We start from the raw sequence: 16,882 nt of genomic DNA, 5'->3' as shown, positions 1-16,882 counted from the left end.
GCAGAAAAGCCCAATAAACGCAAAACTTATGTGCGTATATGCACACAAGGAGCCGCTATGGCGATTCAATTTGATGATTGGCAAGATGTAAAAGTTGCTTACGAGGTGGCAAGGCTCGGTACGTTAACCGCTGCTGCCGAATCACTGGGGGTTCATCACAGCACGGTTCTAAGACGAATTAATAATTTAGAAGACAACCTTGATGCGCGGCTATTCCACCGCCATGCCCGTGGTTATACAGTGACAGAAATTGGCGCTAAGTTATTTGCTACAGCTAAATCGATTAACGTTGAGCTTGATAAACTTCACAACGATATAATTGCTGCTGACAGTCAGTTGCGAGGGAGTTTATTATTAACCACTGTCAGTGGTTTTATTGATGTGCTGAGTGATGTTTGTGAGCAGTTTCAAAATCTGCATCCACAAGTGCAGCTCGAAGTTATTCTTGATCAAAACCGTTTACGCCTTGATCATGGTCAGGCGCACATCGCTGTGCGAGCAGGCCCTCGCCCTGATGAAGGCGACTATATTGCTCAGCATTTAGCTGAGCTTTCGTCGGGGTTTTATGCCTCAAAAAGTTATATTGAAAAGTACGGCATGCCAAAGAATATTCAGCAGTTACAGCAGCATAGTTTTGTTTCTGGAGTGGCTGGCTATAACGGTAAAGTGCCTTATTTTGCATGGGTTGATCAGCATATTGAATCAGCGCAAATTAAGTTACGTGTATCTGAAACCTCGGAAGCCACGCGGGCTATTGTTAGGGGCTTGGGGATCGGTGGTTTACAGCATGAAGTGGCGAGCCAATACCCTGATTTGCTGCCTGTACTTCCTAAAGAGCTGAGCTGGCCAACAGACCTTTGGCTGGTGACACACCATTTGGTACATCGCACAGCCAAAGTACAAGCATTTAGCCAACTTTTAAAAGCCTATTTTAAAGCGTTAAAAGCTTAAACAGATTTTTTAATGCTAATGCCTAGCCGTTTGGCTAGGCGCACAAGGTTGGCTCTATCAACGCTTAAACTGCGCGCTGTGGCAGCCCAGTTTAGGTTGTGTAGTTCAAGTTGCTGCATGATAAGCTGATAGCTAAAAGCATCGGTTGCCTCTTTGAGCGATAAGCCAGTGATTTTTTGTTCGTTAACAGCATCTGGGCTTGGTGTAGCAATCGCAGTTTTATCAATATCACAATGCTGAGGCTCGATTGTGACAATGCTTTGTTGCCATTGCTGTTGCTTTGCTTTGAGTGCAGCACGACTAATGACATGTTCAAGCTCTCTCACATTTCCAGGCCAATCATATTGGCGTAGTAGTAATTGTGTATCAATACTGAGCTTAAGTTGTTTAATGCCAAGCTTTTTAGACGTTTGCTCAATAAAAAAACCCGCGAGTAAAATAACATCGTTATCGCGCTCTTTTAATGGTGCAACATGCAATGGGTAGACGCTTAATCGGTGATAAAGGTCTGCACGAAAGCGTCCTGCAGCTACTTCTTGCTTTAAATCTCGGTTGGTTGCCGCAATCACTCTGACATCGACATAGCGGCTTTGGTCTTCCCCCACCGTTTGTACTTCACCGCTTTGTAAAACGCGTAATAGCTTACTTTGCATAGCGAGCGGAAGTTCGCCAATTTCATCTAAAAATAAGGTACCGCCATCGGCGAGTTGAAACTTACCCTGACGAGCAGTATGTGCGCCAGTAAATGCCCCTTTACTGTGACCAAAAAACTCACTCTCTGCCAAATTTTCAGGTAATGATGCGCAGTTTAGGTGGATCAACGGCATATCACGGCGCTTAGAGTTTAAATGGATATTACGCGCAACCAATTCTTTACCAACCCCAGTGTCTCCTTGAATTAATACGCTAAATTCTGAGGCCGCAACCAGCTGGATATCATTTTTAAGGGTTAGCATTGCTTGGCTACTGCCAATAATTTCTACGCCTTCTCGCGTGAGTGCCTCGATATTAAGCTGCTGTGCAACTTGGTGGCTATGCTGTGCGTGTTGCCTAAAGTGCTGCAAGGTCAGGGCATGCTCAACATAGCCTGCTGCAAGTTGTTTCAATTGGTTGAGCTCGTTAATAGTTAAAGCGTCAAAGGCATGTTCATCTAAGCTATCAAAGGTTAAAACGCCAAGCAGTTCGCTGCTAGCTTTTGTGCTAAATAGCGGCACGCCCATGCAGGCATGAACTGGAAAGTCGCCATGCTGGCTTTCTAATAAGCCGTCATAGGGATCAGGGAGACCACAATCTTTGGCGAATTTAAGGGGCTCAGTACCACGGCATATTTCAAATAAGCGAGGATGCTCCATAATTTTAAAACGCCTTCCTAACGTATCGTCCGAGAGTCCTTGCTGGGCTACGGGCTTTAATACATCGCCTTGTTTTAATAATAAGGCGACTGCATCACATTCAACCCAATCATTAATGCAACTCAATAAATAGCTGAAATTGTGATCAACACTGCTTGCTTTCGTAAGGGCAAGTGCAACATCAAGAATTGATTTTTTGAGTGGCATGTCAATTTGACCTGAATATGTTTTTTTGATGCTTTTGATAGTGTGTCATTTTGACATTTTTATCAAGTATTTAATTTTAATGTGTTGATATTTATTGGTTTTTATTTTTGGCTCGAACTGTGCAATAGCTAAGGAAATTAAACGCTGAGAGCCCTAATGAAAGTCATTAACTTAACTGAACCTATGCCAAGTAGTATTAAATTTTATCAAATCAATCAGTGGCCGTTATGGGCATTAGCATTTAGGCCTTTTTTCTTGGCTGCTAGTGTTCTAGCTGTGTTTGCAATGAGTTACTGGTTATTAATTTTGGCGGGAGTTGCGCATTGGTATTTAGCATTGCCGGCAACCCTTTGGCATGCTCATGAAATGTTGTTTGGCTTTGCTGGCATAGTTGCTATGGGATTTTTGCTAACCGCTGCGCAAACATGGACAGGCGTCCCTAGTGTCAGTGGCATTAAGCTTTGTTTGCTCAGTGTTATCTGGCTTGCTGCAAGGCTTAGTTTTTTTATTGATATTGCTGGGGTCGAACAGCTAAACCTTTATATTGTAAGTATATTGCAGCTAGCATGGTGGCTGGCTGGGATTATTATTCTAGCTGACATGCTGATACAAGCGAAAAGTAACCACAACTATTTATTTATCGTTATCACATCTTTGCTTTGTGCGCTAAATATGATTTTTTTGAGCTTAGTTGTGCTTAATAAAATGTCGCTTGCGCTTAGTGTTGTTGATACTGGCGTGCTGATCATGACTCTTCTAGTTGGCGTTCTAGCTGGTCGAGTCGTGCCGTTTTTTACCGCGCGAGGTCTTAACTTGAGTGAGCAAGTTAGAACGCCAAAGCTTGATAAATTAGTTGTGTTTAGCTCATTTTTTGCCATTACATGGTTCTTTATGAGTCAGCTGTTTTTTAGTGCGATGAGCACTGGTTGGATTTTTGCTTGGCTTGCTAGTTTACATGCCACAAGGTGTGTTTTGTGGTGGCAAAGAGGGGTTTTAAAAGTACCTCTGCTTTGGTCATTGCACTTAGCTTATTGGGCTTTATCTGTGGGTTTAGGGCTCATTGCATTAAGTTTTTATAGTGCCAGTATTTTATTCAAAGACGCACTTCACCTGATCACTGTCGGCACCATTGGCTTGATGATAATTGCCATGATGGTGCGTGTATCTCATGGCCATACTGGCCGGGCACTGCAAGTCCCTACGTTTATTAGTATGGCATTCGTATTAATTGCTTTCGCTGCCATTGTACGCTCGGTACTTCCTCCTTTTTTAGGTCACCATCTTACATGGCAGTTAAGTGCTTTGTTGTGGGTTGTTGGCTTTAGCTTATTTTTATTTCATTGTGCGCCCATCTTAGTGAATCGTCGTGTTGATGGTCGCCGCGGTTAAACTCTCTAATAGGAAAAACTATGTTATCTAAAAAAACGATCCAGATTGTTAAAAGTACTTTGCCGTTGCTTGCAGAAGCAGGACCTCAAGTTACTGAGTATTTTTATGATCGTATGTTTAGCTACAATCCAGAGCTTAAAAATATTTTTAATATGACTCACCAGCAATCAGGTACTCAACAATTTGCGTTGTTTAATGCCTTGGCTGCCTATGCTGCAAATATTGATAATTTGGCAGTATTGAAAGGTACGCTTGCGCGTATTAACCATAAACACACCAGTTACCATATTTTGCCAGAACATTACCCTATTGTTGGTGGGCATTTGATTGCAACTTTAAAAGAGTTACTGCCTGAGCAATTTACGCCTGAGGTCGAGTATGCTTGGCGTGAAGCCTATTCCCTATTGGCTGATGTATGTATCAACGAGGAGATGGCGTTATATCAAAAAAACAAAAAGGCAACGGGCGGCTGGTTTGGTACCCGCACTTTCACCATTACAGAAAAACGTATGGAATCTGCGCAAATTTGTAGTTTTACATTAACGCCTACTGATGCAAAGCCTGTTGTAGCGTATTTACCGGGTCAATATTTAGGGATTAAAGTAAAGCCAGCGAAGAGTGATTTAACTCAAGTTAGGCAATACTCTTTATCGCAGCAAAGTAATGGCCGCAATTATCGCATTAGCGTGAAAAAAGAAGGTTTAGTGTCTAATTATTTACACAGTTTATGTGAGGGTGATGAAGTAGAAATTTATCCACCCGCAGGTGATTTTGTGCTTCGTGAAATTGATTCCCCTATTGTGCTAATTTCGGCGGGTGTTGGTCAAACTCCATTGATGGCGATGCTTGAAACATTATTGAACAATCAACATAGCAAGCCAATCCATTACTTGCATGCTTGTGATAGTCAAACGCAGTTTGCCTTTGATGAGTATTTACTAAAGCAACAGCAAGCACATGCGTTATTTAATTGTGTTTCTTGGTTTAAGGATGGCAAGGGAGGGGACTTTGCGGGCTTAATGGATGTAAATCACATTGCTGATAACTTACCAATTAGCGAGGCAGACTTTTACCTATGTGGTCCAATCGCATTTATGGCAATGATAAAAGAGCAGCTGCTAAGTTTAGGGGTTGCAAGTGAACGAATTCATTATGAGGTGTTTGGACCTCACCAAACGCTATAATGAAAAAAGGCGCAGCTTTTGCTGCGCCTTTTGTTAGTTTACTTCGCACTCTACATTAGGTAGTGGAATACGTAGCTCTTTTTTAGGGTAGTAAAGTAGGCATTGCTCACCTGATTTTTGTAAAACAAATTTCTCAGAAGGAATTGCATGAGCGCCCATAATAGGGAGGCCATCCGGCCCTTTGTTGGTGCCGTGATCAATCAATAGCTCTGAACTTTTAGTAAATACATTGTCGGCTAGTGTGACGATAGCACCACCTTTGGCGGATTGAATAGCCTGCTGTAACTCCGTAATCACACCTGGATTTACGCGAACAAGCGTAGCATCTTGCGGTTGCTCCGCTTGGGTACTTTTACAGCCCGCTAAGCTTGCCAGTAAAGTGCAGGTTAATAACAGTGTTTTATTCATTATTACCTTCCTTCGCTGGTAGCGGACGGGTTAAATCCATATTATTTTTGTAAAGCGGCTGCTTAATTGTAAGTGGTAGCCCTGTTTCTTGAATTGCTTGTGATGTAAAGCTTGGTTGCTTAGCACTTGAGGACTCCACCACAATTGGGCAGGTATTATTTTCAATGTGATAAAGCGCGGTTGCTAATAAGCTCTCTTCGCTATCACCTAGTTTGTGATCAAAGTCATCTGTAACCTCGCAGCCTTTTATGTCCGCATCAAACTGAGGTGAAGGAGTTGGTTTAAAACCGTCAGCATATTCCCCAAAGCCTTTATCATTAGCTCCAGAGAATTGGATAGTGTAGTAAGTGGTGGCGCAATTATGAGTGGGTGTAAAGCCATAAGGCTTGCCGCAGGTCGTATCACCAATAAGTATGACTTCTGCATCTATACCTTTTAAACCATTTATAAACGCTTCTGACGCAGAACAAGTTCCGGCTGTACTTAGTACATATACTTTAGATAAGTTGAGATCAGGAAGTCGGCTATTGGTTGTTTGAAATGTAGAGTAATCTATTTCACGGTCAATAAATGGGTAAGGAGCCTCTTGCGGCTGTTTGTCGTTTTGAATCGTTTGATAGTAATAGAAATCATCGGTATTAGCAGGACCCGCAACCATATATGCAAGCTGCGATGAAAGCGCTAATAAACCGCCGCCGTTATATCTAAAATCGATAACCAACTCATCAATATTATCAGCTTTGAACTTATTCACAGCACTTATCAGTTCAGGTTGAGCAATGCTGATAAAGCTATTAAATTGCATATACCCAACTTTTGTACCGTTCTCAGTTGTTAAGGTATCAACATTCTGAACGGGCGTTTGAGCAATATTACCGGCTACTAGAGTAAACGACTTTTCAGTACCATCATTACTGCGTACAACAAAGTTATGGGCGTCACCAGCCGTAGGTCTAAATAGCGCTTCATTTAAAATATCTACGCCTTGTTGGGTATTAGTGTCAATACTAACGTCGTCAACCATTAAAATAGTATCACCGCGTTGTAACCCTGCATTTGCAGCAGGTGAGTCATCCTCTAAATAGGCAACACGTAGCTCTCGTGGCGGAACATTACTGATAAATACCCAATTAATTCCATAACCAGAAACAACCCCAGATTGAGCTTCTTTAAAATACTCTTCAGTAGGTCTGCTAAAATGAAAGTTATCTTTAAAAGAACCCGAGTCCGTCGTTTCGAATGTTTTTAACTGGTCAAAATAAGCGGCGACAGAGCTGAAATTATCAGGATTATTGTCTTCTATTTCGTCGTACCAAAGGTAGGTTTCGTCACTCCATGAACGTAACCACATCTTCTCGGTAAACTCAGAGCCAGCATTATCTGGGTAAGGCTGATTATTGTTATAAGGATCATTGCCTGTTCGTGGAACGGCGCATTGATCTTTAAATTCACTTGATGGCTCAAAAACACCAGCGGTCCAAGTGGGTTCTGAACTTGTTGGTGGCGGGTTTGTTGTGTTGTTATTGCTCGAAGAGCCACCGCCGCCACCGCAGCCAGATAGAGACGCGCCTGAGACTGCTAAAAATATTGCTAAGGCGAGTTTATTATTGTTAAACATATTTGCTTCCTTTCCGATAGTATTTCTTAAAAATTAGCAATTACTGTATCTGAAAGCAATAAATTGTAGCGCCTCAAATGTAAATGAATGTGCTTTTAGTTATAAAGACTTACGGTTACTAATTTCAGCTACTTTGAGCTTCTGCCATGACTCAAATAGCTTACGTTGTTTGTTAGATATTTTTAAGCCATAGGTTTTTTGCATATAAAAGTAGGTATCGGCTATTTGCTTTCTTGCATAAATCGGTGGCTCAAATACACGTTGCTTAAAATCGATTTTTACTGGGCAAGCTCCATAACTGGCACTAGATGTTGCGACTATTCCGTAGCGAAAATTAGAACGGTCTGCATTGATCTCGCCAATAGCTGGAGCGAGGTTATTTATGTCGGCTTCCATTTGACGAAACTTTTCACTGACCTTAATGCAGTTTTTACGTCCGCCATCCTGCCAGCATTGTAATTGATGACCAAACTCCCACGCAGGTACTATATGCTCCCATTCTATTCTTTTTGCTCGAGCGTTTTCGTTTCCTGAGCGGGTAATGGCGTTTCTTGGAATATAACCACAAGCTTCAGGGTCTGGTACAAGCTTTTTACCTTGGCGCTTTATATCGCAGCCACAATATAAGCTTTTACTATTGCTTGGTAGATTCTTAATTAAGTGCTTTTTTGCACTGTAAAAGCTCGAAAATTGTTTAGCGGATACAGGGGAAGTAAAAATTAAACAAAGGGTTAAATATAGAAATAAACGCATATCCATCACATCAGTGAACTACAGGAGCAGCCATTTTAGAGCTACTATTCTAAAAAGGAAAAGTTTTTCAACTCAGCTATAGTTGTTAGGCCGTTTATTAGAGGAATTACAACTATGTTATTAGGTGCCTTTTCTGTGAGTTTAAATGTGAAAGATATTCATGCTTCAAAGCAGTTTTATGAAAAACTAGGCTTTAAAGAATTTGCCGGCGAAATCGAGCAGCATTGGTTAATTATGAAAAACGGCGAACATTTAATAGGTTTGTTTCAAGGCATGTTTGATAAAACCATGCTGACCTTTAATCCAGGCTGGGATCAAAATGCTGAGGCACTGGTAGAGTTTGCCACTTTTGAGCAATTAGCCGCGCATTTTCAGCAACAAGGGTTAGAAATACAAAAAGCCGGTGACGCGAGTTTTATTATCACCGACCCAGATGGCAACCCTATTTTGATTGACCAGCACGTTTAGCAGGCTTTTTACGTTTTAAACGAATGTTCTGTAGCAATAAAATAATCCCCGTAATACAAAACAGTACGCTGGTGGCCGAAAAGCTAATTAGAAGTGGGTTATTAAAGTTTTCGCGCTCATCATAATCCATGATGTGTAGCATCCAGAAAAAGTCGAAAATGCGCCATAGGGAGCTGCGCACTGTAATGACTTTACCGGTTTGGCTATCTAAATATAAGGTTGTTGTCAGCCAATCATCAAAACTCACTTGCCAAACATTGGCCTTGTGAGCCACTTCTCTTGGTCCTTTGGTTAACAGCTGTGCTTGCGTGATATTTGCGTTAATAAGTAAGTGAGTTCTCGCGTTTTCAATTATTTGTGCTTTATTCGGCGCAGGCATTTTATCACCTGTTCTGCCATCAAAATTAAAGGAGCCGCTCGGTGCCGTGACTTCTATGATTGGCGACTCTAAAAAGTGGCTGTACTTGATACTTTCAATTTGTTCAAATTGTGCCGTTATTTTATCGATAGAAGCAGAGTAGTCTGACACTAAGAAAGGGTTACTTAGACTGCGATTTGCTAGATGTTTTCCATGCACTTTTTCAAGCGGCAATGAACTCATTACAAGCCCACCTAATAGCCAAAAAAAGATCTGCAAAGCAAGTAAATAGCCTAGCCATTTATGCCCTTTACGAGCATATTTGAACATGCGTTTATTCATTACCACCCCGTTATTATTGTTGTATGGGCGCTATTTTAGGTTGTTTAGCTGTATTGCCAATGCGGCAAAATGTCGCATTAACTGTATTCTAGATTTGGTATATATACAAAACTGAGTTAAAGTTTCAGTCGATATCAATAGAGGATAAAAACGAGAGTATGTCGGAAATTCAATTTTTAAATGTAGATCTGGAGCTTGAATCAAAGCACGATATTAGTGCGCTTGTTGCTGATTTGAAGAAAAACGCTATGGTTTTACATTATGACCAAGATGAATACCGTCAACTTGCACGCATTGAAGCAACTGCAGATATCAGCTCTCCAGACAAAGCGATTAACCAGCTTTGCGAATTAATTGAATCTTGCTCGCGCAATGCATTAAAGCAGTGGTTATCTTGTTCAAAACGTACATTTGATTTAGGTTTTGAATCGGGTAACTCGCCAAAGTGCTTTAACCAACCCCTGCATGCAGATACCTTGTTACGTATCTCAGCAATTGGCGCAGGGATTGAAATTACTATTTATCCAGTCGAAAAGTAAACTGGATTTAGCGCTCTACGACTGCTGCGGTCATTCTTGATACGCAGCACAGCTCCCCAGCAGCATTGGTAATTTTGATATCCCAAACAGAGGTGCGCTTACCTAAATGAAGTGGTTTGGCCGTTGCCGTTAATGTCCCTTTTCGAGACGCTTTTATGTGGTTGGCATTAATCTCTTGACCAACAGCATAGAATTTATTGAAATCAATCACAAAGTTGGCTGCATAGCTTGCCACTGTTTCTGCTAACACAACGTTTGCTCCGCCATGAACCATGCCCATAGGGTTATGGTGTTCAGGAATTGCAGGCATGGTGGCCACTAAATAATCATCGCCAATTTCAGTCACCTCAATACCCATCGTTTTCATTAAAGTGCCTTGCCCGGTTACTCCTTGTTCCAAGTCTTTACATTGCTCCAGCGTGATTGGATGGTGCCAAATACTCATTGTGTTTCCTTAACATGCGAATTAAAGCTAATACCTTATGGCATCTTTCATTGCGGTTCAATGTTAGTTTTGTAGCAATATGATGGAGTTAATTTAAATTTGCGATTTTCAAATAACTGTATATACTCACAGTTAAATGTACTGTATGGAAAACCAGTTGTATGCGCCCATTAACTAAACGCCAATCGCAAATCTTAGAACTAATTAAAGTCTTTATTAAAGATACAGGCATGCCGCCAACACGCGCTGAAATAGCTCAAACATTGGGTTTTAAAAGTGCCAACGCCGCTGAAGAACATCTAAAAGCACTGGCAAAAAAAGGCATGATCAAAATGAAGCCTGGAGCGAGTCGTGGTATTCAGTTGATTGAAGAAGATGAACCTGAGCAGTTAGGTTTACCTTTGATTGGCCGTGTTGCAGCTGGTGAGCCAATTTTGGCTCAAGAGCATGTCGAAAGTCATTGCCAAGTTGACCCTACGTTATTTAAACCAGCCGCTGACTTTTTACTACGTGTAAATGGCATGAGTATGAAAGATATTGGTATTATGGACGGTGACTTGCTTGCAGTACATAGAACGCAAGTTGCTGAAAATGGACAAGTTGTTGTAGCTCGAGTTGATGAAGATGTAACTGTTAAGCGGCTAGAAAAAGCAGGTCGGAAAGTACTTTTACACGCTGAAAACGAAGAGTTCTCACCTATTGAGGTTGACCTTGAGCATGAATCTTTCAATATTGAAGGGTTAGCTGTAGGAGTCATTCGTAACGCTGACTGGATGTAGTTGTCCCTTATTTGGTGCGCTAAATTGACTCAATTTGGTGCGCCATTGTGTTTTTGCCACTTAATTAGGATTTGTGAATCCTTACTCTTTATTTAAAGCCTTATATGGCACAGTTTTCCTCTCTTTTTGTATATTCTTCGTAAACCACAACATTAAATAACGCGCTGATTATAGTTGTTATTTCTGCACCAAAATAAACATTTATTATCACTAAAACTTGCTTATTGGTCATTTTTTAACTAATTGGTTAAAGCAATGTATTAACACCTGATTAATAAAAAGACACAAAAATGTGCGAGGTGTTAGACAGGGGGCCAGTATCATAAGTGAGTTAAAATGATACGTAGTCGCTCTGAACAATAAAAAAAACGAATGGGCACCTTGCTGTATCGCCTTTTCGCTTTGCGTCTTGCAATAGCATCTAAAGGAGCCGTCACATGGGTAAACTGCGTTACGCCTTGTGGCTTATATTGGTTGCACTCCCAGAAATTGTATTGGCAAATAGTCAATACAATATGCGAAAAGGGGTGACTGATATAAGTAATAATGTTTATGAGTTACACATGACGATATTTATTATCTGTTGTGTAATCGGCATCATCGTATTTGCGGTGATGTTTTGGGCTTTAATACACCACCGTAAATCTAAAGGGGCCAAGCCTGCCCAATTTCATGAAAGTACAAAAGTTGAAATACTTTGGACTGCCATTCCATTTGTCATCTTAATAGCCATGGCTGTGCCTGCCACAAAAACTCTCATTGCTATGGAAGATGCCTCTAAAGCTGATATCACAATTAAAGTGACAGGCTCGCAATGGAAGTGGCATTACGAATATATGGGTGAAGATATAGCCTATTACTCAATCCTATCTACACAAAAAGATCAAATAGACAATCAGGCAGAAAAAACGGAGCATTATTTGCTTGAGGTAGATAAACCGCTAGTGCTTCCTATCAATAAAAAAGTCCGCTTTTTAATGACCTCAGACGATGTTATTCATTCGTGGTGGGTTCCTGATTTTGCAGTTAAAAAGGACGCAAACCCGGGATTTATCAATGAAGCGTGGACACGTATTAACGAACCAGGTGTTTACCGTGGTCAATGTGCAGAACTATGCGGTAAAGATCATGGTTTTATGCCTGTTGTGGTGAAAGCCTTACCTGAAGATGAATTTGCTAATTGGCTTGCAGATGCTAAGGAAGAAAAGGCTAATGCAGCAGCCGCTGATGCTGCTTTGCTTGATCAAACATTACCTAAAGAAGAGCTTATGGTCTTAGGTGAGCAAGTGTATATGGCAAGTTGTGCTGCATGTCACCAGCCTACTGGTATGGGCTTACCAGGCGTGTTTCCTGCACTTAAAGGCAGTCCCATTGTATTAGGTGATGTAAAAGATCACATAGATATCGTGTTACATGGCCGCCCTGGTACGGCGATGCAAGCGTTTGATAAGCAGCTTTCAATTAAGCAACTTGCTGCGGTTATTACCTATAAGCGAAATGCATGGGGTAATGATACCGGCGATGTGATCCAACCGAGTCAAATTCAAGCCGCGATTGATGCAGCAGCGGAGGCGAAATAATGAGTAACGTTATTAATGAGCAAGCAACTGGGCATGCGCATCACGACCATCATCATCCTGCTAAAGGTTTTAAGCGTTGGCTTTACACCACCAATCATAAAGACATCGGGAGTTTATACCTGATTTTTTCTCTTACCATGTTCTTGATTGGTGGAGCGATGGCTATGGTGATCCGCGCTGAACTATTTCAGCCAGGATTACAGTTAGTTGATCCGCACTTTTTTAACCAAATGACCACGGTACATGGTTTGATCATGGTGTTTGGCGCCGTTATGCCCGCATTTACTGGGCTTGCTAACTGGATGGTGCCTATGATGATTGGTGCACCTGATATGGCACTGCCACGCATGAACAACTGGAGCTTTTGGATATTACCTTTCGCATTTTTAATCCTGTTGGCTTCGTTACTGATGCCAGGTGGTGGTCCTGCGTTTGGCTGGACATTCTACGCACCACTCTCCACCACTTATAGTAACGATAACACTGCACTGTTTGTATTTGCCATACATATCATGGGTATTAGCTCAATTATGGGGGCGATTAACGTTATCGTGACTATCGTCAATCTAAGAGCGCCGGGTATGACTTGGATGAAGCTTCCGCTATTTGTTTGGACTTGGTTAATCACAGCATTCTTATTGATCGCTGTTATGCCTGTTTTAGCTGGGGCTGTCACTATGGTGCTGACAGATAAATACTTTGCAACAAGCTTTTTTGATGCGGCAGGTGGTGGTGATCCTGTGATGTTCCAGCACATTTTCTGGTTCTTCGGTCACCCCGAAGTGTACATCATGATTTTGCCAGCCTTTGGGATTATTTCGACTATTGTGCCGACCTTCTCACGCAAAAAGTTATTTGGCTATGCTTCTATGGTGTATGCAACCTCATCCATTGCGCTGCTGAGCTTCATCGTTTGGGCACATCATATGTTTACCACAGGCATGCCTGTAGCCGGCGAGTTGTTTTTCATGTACGCCACAATGCTCATTTCGGTGCCAACGGGCGTTAAAGTGTTTAACTGGGTAGCCACCATGTGGCGCGGTTCAATTAGCTTTGAAATTCCGATGATGTTTGCCATCGCCTTTATTGTGTTATTCACCTTAGGTGGTTTCTCTGGCTTGATGCTTGCCATTACACCGGCAGATTTCCAGTATCACGATACCTATTTTGTGGTGGCACACTTCCATTATGTGCTCGTGACAGGAGCCGTGTTCTCAATTATGGCGGGAGCCTATTATTGGTTACCGAAATGGACTGGCAACATGTACAACGAAACGCTGGCGAAATGGCATTTCTGGCTATCGCTAATCAGTGTCAACGTGCTGTTCTTCCCTATGCACTTTGTTGGCCTTGCCGGTATGCCGCGTCGTATTCCTGACTATGCTCTGCAATTCGCTGACTTTAACGCCATTATCAGTATTGGTGGTTTTGCATTTGGCTTATCACAACTGTTGTTTGTGTTGGTGGTATTTAAATGTGCTAGAGGTGGCGAAAAAGCGCCTGCCAAAGTATGGGATGGAGCTGAAGGTTTAGAGTGGGAAGTAGATTCTCCAGCGCCTTACCACACTTTTGAAACACCGCCGGAGATTAAGTAATGAACCATGCACCTTTGCTAAAAAAACTGCTGATTACATGCTTGCTCATGTTCGCATTTGCTTTTGCAATGGTGCCGCTTTACGACGTGTTTTGCGACGTTACAGGGTTGAATGGTAAGCCATCATTAGAAAAAGCGAGCGCGAGTGAATCAATAAATACACAGCGTCAAGTTGATGTCAGCTTTACGACTCACGCTCAAAGCGGCGCGCCATTTAAGGTGCAGTCTGAGCAATACAGCGTGGCGGTACAACCTGGTGCCATGCGTGAAGTTAAATTCTCAGCAAAAAACACCAGTAATGAAGACAAAGTCATGCAAGCAATTCCATCGGTATCACCGGGAAAAGCGGCAAAGTATTTACATAAAATCGCCTGTTTTTGCTTTGATCAGCAGCCAATGAAAGCCGGTGAAGAAATGGAATTTACCTTGTTGTTTTATGTTGATACTGAGTTACCCGACGATGTTGAGGAACTGACATTGTCGTATACCGTGTTTGATATTAGCGGGCATGTTGTGGCTAAAAACGATTAAAAGCCGCCAAGCTAATTGCTAATTGGGAGCAAACAAAATGAATCAAAACTACGAAAAATACTATGTTCCAGCACAAAGCCCTTGGCCAATAGTGGGCGCCATCGCGATGTTTTTAATTGCTGTCGGTGCTGGTTTAACTGTGATGCAAGTCAGTGGTGAAGGCTGTAATGGCCAGTATGTATTGTATCTTGGCATTGCCATATTAATTTATATGGTTTTTAGTTGGTTTAAAAACGTTATTGAAGAGTCTCATAAAGGGCTTTACTCAGCACAAATGGACCGCTCATTCCGACAAGGTATGAGCTGGTTTATATTCTCTGAGGTCATGTTTTTTATGGCATTTTTTGGCGCTCTTTTTTACGCTCGAATGATTTCAGTGCCTTGGCTTGGGGGCGCTGGTAATAATGCCATGACCAACGAAGTACTCTGGCCAACCTTTGAAGCTGTATGGCCGCTGTTAACCACGCCATCGGGCGAGACAACACAGGCTATGGGCTGGCAAGGTCTCCCCCTGATCAATACGCTTATTCTACTTACCTCTTCGGTCACAATTCACTTTGCTCATGTTGCTATGGAAAACAATAAGCGTGGCGCTCTTAAGGTGTTCTTATCTTTAACCGTGCTATTAGGTGTGATTTTCCTTGGCTTACAAGTTTACGAGTATATGCATGCTTATCGTGATTTAGGGTTAACCCTTGATGCGGGAGTGTACGGAAATACCTTTTTCTTGTTAACAGGCTTTCACGGTATGCACGTGACATTAGGCACTATTATTTTATTTGTGGTGCTACTTAGAATTTTTAAAGGCCACTTCACGAGTGAAAAGCATTTTGCCTTTCAAGCGGCTGCTTGGTATTGGCACTTTGTTGATGTGGTGTGGTTGTGTTTATTTGTATTTGTGTACGTGCTGTAGCTTTGTGAAGCGGCGAGGGGTTGGTGTGAATAAAGCCCAATTTCATTGCGGCAATAATGAGGATCAGCACAATACCTGAAAACAGCACTCGACGACCTAGGTAATGCGACATAGGTTTCGAGTGCTCTTTTGCTGACATCATCACAAACAGCGCTCTAAATAGGTTGAACAGAATATAAAGTAATAACAAAACAATAATGATTTTAATCATATTAGGTAATCCAAATGCAGTTAATTTTATGGCGTAAACAAAAGCTTAGCTCAATTATCGCAATTTGCGTTGTGATACTAGCAGTGCTTATTTGTTTACGACTAAGCGTTTGGCAATACCAACGAGGCGAGCAAAAACAGCAGCAACTAAGCCAGTTGGCCGTTTCGAAAGAACAAGGAATTTTGAGCTGGCAAGCGCTGCAAAGTCTACCTACAGAGCTAAATAAAACGGGTTTGCAAGTTAAGGTCTCTGGCGAGGTAAATAAACAACAGTACTGGCTGCTTGATAATCAAATCTATCAGGGACAAGTGGGCTATGACTTACTTGTAGCTATGACTATTGCAGGTGAAACTGCCCCTTTAATTGTTAACTTTGGTTGGCTAAAAGCCCCTACAAACCGGAGCCAATTGCCAACCGTTGTGTGGCCAGAATCAACACGTTTTACGGCCACAGTGCAATTGAAACAAGGTAACTTACAAGGTTTTACGCTTGCCGATGAGATTGGTGCAGAACAAGGGTGGCCAAAGCGAATTCAAGGTATTGATTTAGCAATTTTGAGTACTCAATTAGCAATGCCCTTACAAGGCTTTATTGGTTATCGCAATGAAGCTGATGGTATCGCAACTCCGCATTATCAGAGTGTCGTGATGGGGCCAGATAAACATTACGCCTATGCCGTTCAGTGGTTATTAATTGGCTTAGCTTGTGTGGTTATTGCTTATTTTGCGATGAGAAGGAGAGGTTATGAAAATAAACCCGCTTAGTTTATTCGTTTTATGCTGTTTTGTGCCGCTGGCACTTGCTTATGCAGCATTGAAGCTTGAGTGGTTACCAAGTGGTTCGAGTAATCATGGTGAGCTTTTAAGCGAAGAAGTTAAATTAGCTGATTGGCAACAAGGTGAGCCCAAACAATGGACTATTGCGCTTAATTATCCAAAGGAGTGCAATGAAGTATGTGAAAACCAATTAGCAAGCCTAGATAACCTATACGTCGCTTTAGGTAAAAATCAGCAAAAAGTGGATGTGGCGGTACTGACAAATCAACAGCAGATATCGGCAAACTGGCGTCAATTGGTGGTAAGTCCAGCGCTCAAAGCGGGAGATTTATACTTGGTTGATCACATGGGCTTAGTGGTTTTGCATTACCCCTACAAGGCTGAGCCTGAACAAAACAGACTTATTCAAAAAGGCTTACTTAAAGACTTAAAAAAACTACTTAACTACGCGCGTTCAAGTTAAACCTCATTAAGGGGATAAAGA

Annotated in this window: 19 protein-coding genes; 12 read left to right on the top strand and 7 right to left on the bottom strand. The window is 41.8% G+C overall.

Translation table 11 applies throughout. The features are described from left to right. The first annotated feature begins 57 nt into the window (after nucleotides 1-57). Nucleotides 58-951, top strand: coding sequence for a LysR family transcriptional regulator (locus tag L1D46_RS10770; protein ID WP_130050305.1), 894 nt, complete (start codon nucleotides 58-60; stop codon nucleotides 949-951). Here the strand turns inward: L1D46_RS10770 and norR are convergent. Next, entirely contained in the window at nucleotides 948-2,510 is a 1,563-nt protein-coding gene (gene norR, locus L1D46_RS10765; protein WP_239977548.1) for a nitric oxide reductase transcriptional regulator NorR, read from the bottom strand. The two genes, L1D46_RS10770 and norR, sit on opposite strands and share 4 nt — an antisense overlap. A 156-nt stretch (nucleotides 2,511-2,666) precedes the next feature. Between norR and L1D46_RS10760 the strand changes: the two genes are divergently transcribed. After that, the gene (locus L1D46_RS10760) at nucleotides 2,667-3,899 is read left to right on the top strand and encodes an NnrS family protein (protein WP_130050307.1); all 1,233 of its coding nucleotides are present in this window, start codon (nucleotides 2,667-2,669) and stop codon (nucleotides 3,897-3,899) included. A 20-nt stretch (nucleotides 3,900-3,919) separates the two neighbouring features. Beyond that, a complete protein-coding gene (hmpA, locus tag L1D46_RS10755) occupies nucleotides 3,920-5,083 on the top strand; it encodes an NO-inducible flavohemoprotein (RefSeq protein ID WP_239977547.1) in 1,164 nt (387 codons plus the stop codon). Between the two features lie 33 nt (nucleotides 5,084-5,116). Here hmpA and L1D46_RS10750 read toward each other — a convergent pair whose 3' ends face one another. From L1D46_RS10750 to L1D46_RS10740, 3 genes are all read right to left on the bottom strand, one after another. Further along, nucleotides 5,117-5,491 (bottom strand): hypothetical protein, encoded by a 375-nt coding sequence (locus tag L1D46_RS10750; RefSeq protein WP_130050309.1) that lies wholly within the window; start codon nucleotides 5,489-5,491, stop codon nucleotides 5,117-5,119. Next, nucleotides 5,484-7,109, bottom strand: coding sequence for a S41 family peptidase (locus L1D46_RS10745; RefSeq protein ID WP_239977546.1), 1,626 nt, complete (start codon nucleotides 7,107-7,109; stop codon nucleotides 5,484-5,486). The genes L1D46_RS10750 and L1D46_RS10745 overlap by 8 nt, the downstream gene beginning before the upstream one ends. Before the next feature lie 99 nt (nucleotides 7,110-7,208). Further along, on the bottom strand, nucleotides 7,209-7,868 hold the full coding sequence (locus tag L1D46_RS10740) for an endonuclease (protein ID WP_130052230.1): 660 nt from the start codon (nucleotides 7,866-7,868) through the stop codon (nucleotides 7,209-7,211). Between the two features lie 108 nt (nucleotides 7,869-7,976). Between L1D46_RS10740 and L1D46_RS10735 the strand changes: the two genes are divergently transcribed. Next, nucleotides 7,977-8,330, top strand: coding sequence for a VOC family protein (locus tag L1D46_RS10735; protein ID WP_130050311.1), 354 nt, complete (start codon nucleotides 7,977-7,979; stop codon nucleotides 8,328-8,330). Here the strand turns inward: L1D46_RS10735 and L1D46_RS10730 are convergent. After that, complete coding sequence (locus L1D46_RS10730) at nucleotides 8,305-9,030, bottom strand: hypothetical protein (RefSeq protein WP_130050312.1); 726 nt, start codon at nucleotides 9,028-9,030, stop codon at nucleotides 8,305-8,307. The genes L1D46_RS10735 and L1D46_RS10730 overlap by 26 nt on opposite strands. A 158-nt stretch (nucleotides 9,031-9,188) precedes the next feature. On the opposite strand from L1D46_RS10730, the gene L1D46_RS10725 reads away from it, so the two are divergent. After that, complete coding sequence (locus L1D46_RS10725) at nucleotides 9,189-9,569, top strand: hypothetical protein (protein ID WP_130050313.1); 381 nt, start codon at nucleotides 9,189-9,191, stop codon at nucleotides 9,567-9,569. Nucleotides 9,570-9,576: 7 nt separating this feature from the next. On the opposite strand, the gene L1D46_RS10720 is transcribed toward L1D46_RS10725, so the two are convergent. Further along, on the bottom strand, nucleotides 9,577-10,014 hold the full coding sequence (locus L1D46_RS10720; protein WP_239977545.1) for a PaaI family thioesterase: 438 nt from the start codon (nucleotides 10,012-10,014) through the stop codon (nucleotides 9,577-9,579). A gap of 161 nt (nucleotides 10,015-10,175) precedes the next feature. On the opposite strand from L1D46_RS10720, the gene lexA reads away from it, so the two are divergent. The 5 genes from lexA to L1D46_RS10695 all read left to right on the top strand — a co-directional run bounded on the left by lexA (nucleotide 10,176) and on the right by L1D46_RS10695 (nucleotide 15,411). Next, a complete protein-coding gene (gene lexA / locus L1D46_RS10715) occupies nucleotides 10,176-10,793 on the top strand; it encodes a transcriptional repressor LexA (protein WP_130050315.1) in 618 nt (205 codons plus the stop codon). Nucleotides 10,794-11,230: 437 nt separating this feature from the next. Beyond that, nucleotides 11,231-12,373: a cytochrome c oxidase subunit II gene (gene coxB / locus L1D46_RS10710; protein WP_239977544.1), complete on the top strand. Its 1,143-nt coding sequence runs from the start codon at nucleotides 11,231-11,233 to the stop codon at nucleotides 12,371-12,373. Further along, entirely contained in the window at nucleotides 12,373-13,968 is a 1,596-nt protein-coding gene (gene ctaD, locus L1D46_RS10705) for a cytochrome c oxidase subunit I (RefSeq protein WP_130050317.1), read from the top strand. Before coxB ends, ctaD begins: the two co-directional genes overlap by 1 nt. Continuing rightward, nucleotides 13,968-14,498, top strand: a complete 531-nt coding sequence (locus tag L1D46_RS10700; protein ID WP_054554454.1) for a cytochrome c oxidase assembly protein — start codon at nucleotides 13,968-13,970, stop codon at nucleotides 14,496-14,498. The genes ctaD and L1D46_RS10700 overlap by 1 nt, the downstream gene beginning before the upstream one ends. A gap of 37 nt (nucleotides 14,499-14,535) precedes the next feature. After that, on the top strand, nucleotides 14,536-15,411 hold the full coding sequence (locus L1D46_RS10695) for a cytochrome c oxidase subunit 3 (protein WP_239977543.1): 876 nt from the start codon (nucleotides 14,536-14,538) through the stop codon (nucleotides 15,409-15,411). Here L1D46_RS10695 and L1D46_RS20980 read toward each other — a convergent pair. Then, on the bottom strand, nucleotides 15,311-15,622 hold the full coding sequence (locus tag L1D46_RS20980) for a DUF2909 domain-containing protein (RefSeq protein WP_167658433.1): 312 nt from the start codon (nucleotides 15,620-15,622) through the stop codon (nucleotides 15,311-15,313). The two genes, L1D46_RS10695 and L1D46_RS20980, sit on opposite strands and share 101 nt — an antisense overlap. A 14-nt stretch (nucleotides 15,623-15,636) precedes the next feature. Here L1D46_RS20980 and L1D46_RS10685 point away from each other — a divergent pair, with 14 nt between their 5' ends. Beyond that, on the top strand, nucleotides 15,637-16,386 hold the full coding sequence (locus tag L1D46_RS10685; protein WP_130050320.1) for an SURF1 family protein: 750 nt from the start codon (nucleotides 15,637-15,639) through the stop codon (nucleotides 16,384-16,386). Beyond that, nucleotides 16,367-16,861, top strand: a complete 495-nt coding sequence (locus L1D46_RS10680) for a transmembrane cytochrome oxidase associated protein (protein ID WP_167658432.1) — start codon at nucleotides 16,367-16,369, stop codon at nucleotides 16,859-16,861. The genes L1D46_RS10685 and L1D46_RS10680 overlap by 20 nt, the downstream gene beginning before the upstream one ends. Nucleotides 16,862-16,882: the final 21 nt, after the last annotated feature.

The sequence above is a fragment of the Pseudoalteromonas sp. Isolate3 genome, assembly GCF_022398505.1.
Taxonomy (GTDB): Bacteria; Pseudomonadota; Gammaproteobacteria; order Enterobacterales; family Alteromonadaceae; genus Pseudoalteromonas; species Pseudoalteromonas apostichopi.
The sequence above is the reverse complement of the archived record's forward strand: the minus strand, read 5'-3'. Positions and strand labels throughout refer to the sequence as shown.

Coding starts and splice junctions, on each gene's coding strand:
- L1D46_RS10770 (WP_130050305.1), top strand. CDS start 58: ATGGCGATTCAATTTGATGATTGGCAAGATGTAAAAGTTGCTTACGAG.
- norR (WP_239977548.1), bottom strand. CDS start 2,510: ATGCCACTCAAAAAATCAATTCTTGATGTTGCACTTGCCCTTACGAAA.
- L1D46_RS10760 (WP_130050307.1), top strand. CDS start 2,667: ATGAAAGTCATTAACTTAACTGAACCTATGCCAAGTAGTATTAAATTT.
- hmpA (WP_239977547.1), top strand. CDS start 3,920: ATGTTATCTAAAAAAACGATCCAGATTGTTAAAAGTACTTTGCCGTTG.
- L1D46_RS10750 (WP_130050309.1), bottom strand. CDS start 5,491: ATGAATAAAACACTGTTATTAACCTGCACTTTACTGGCAAGCTTAGCG.
- L1D46_RS10745 (WP_239977546.1), bottom strand. CDS start 7,109: ATGTTTAACAATAATAAACTCGCCTTAGCAATATTTTTAGCAGTCTCA.
- L1D46_RS10740 (WP_130052230.1), bottom strand. CDS start 7,868: ATGGATATGCGTTTATTTCTATATTTAACCCTTTGTTTAATTTTTACT.
- L1D46_RS10735 (WP_130050311.1), top strand. CDS start 7,977: ATGTTATTAGGTGCCTTTTCTGTGAGTTTAAATGTGAAAGATATTCAT.
- L1D46_RS10730 (WP_130050312.1), bottom strand. CDS start 9,030: ATGAATAAACGCATGTTCAAATATGCTCGTAAAGGGCATAAATGGCTA.
- L1D46_RS10725 (WP_130050313.1), top strand. CDS start 9,189: ATGTCGGAAATTCAATTTTTAAATGTAGATCTGGAGCTTGAATCAAAG.
- L1D46_RS10720 (WP_239977545.1), bottom strand. CDS start 10,014: ATGAGTATTTGGCACCATCCAATCACGCTGGAGCAATGTAAAGACTTG.
- lexA (WP_130050315.1), top strand. CDS start 10,176: ATGCGCCCATTAACTAAACGCCAATCGCAAATCTTAGAACTAATTAAA.
- coxB (WP_239977544.1), top strand. CDS start 11,231: ATGGGTAAACTGCGTTACGCCTTGTGGCTTATATTGGTTGCACTCCCA.
- ctaD (WP_130050317.1), top strand. CDS start 12,373: ATGAGTAACGTTATTAATGAGCAAGCAACTGGGCATGCGCATCACGAC.
- L1D46_RS10700 (WP_054554454.1), top strand. CDS start 13,968: ATGAACCATGCACCTTTGCTAAAAAAACTGCTGATTACATGCTTGCTC.
- L1D46_RS10695 (WP_239977543.1), top strand. CDS start 14,536: ATGAATCAAAACTACGAAAAATACTATGTTCCAGCACAAAGCCCTTGG.
- L1D46_RS20980 (WP_167658433.1), bottom strand. CDS start 15,622: ATGATTAAAATCATTATTGTTTTGTTATTACTTTATATTCTGTTCAAC.
- L1D46_RS10685 (WP_130050320.1), top strand. CDS start 15,637: ATGCAGTTAATTTTATGGCGTAAACAAAAGCTTAGCTCAATTATCGCA.
- L1D46_RS10680 (WP_167658432.1), top strand. CDS start 16,367: ATGAAAATAAACCCGCTTAGTTTATTCGTTTTATGCTGTTTTGTGCCG.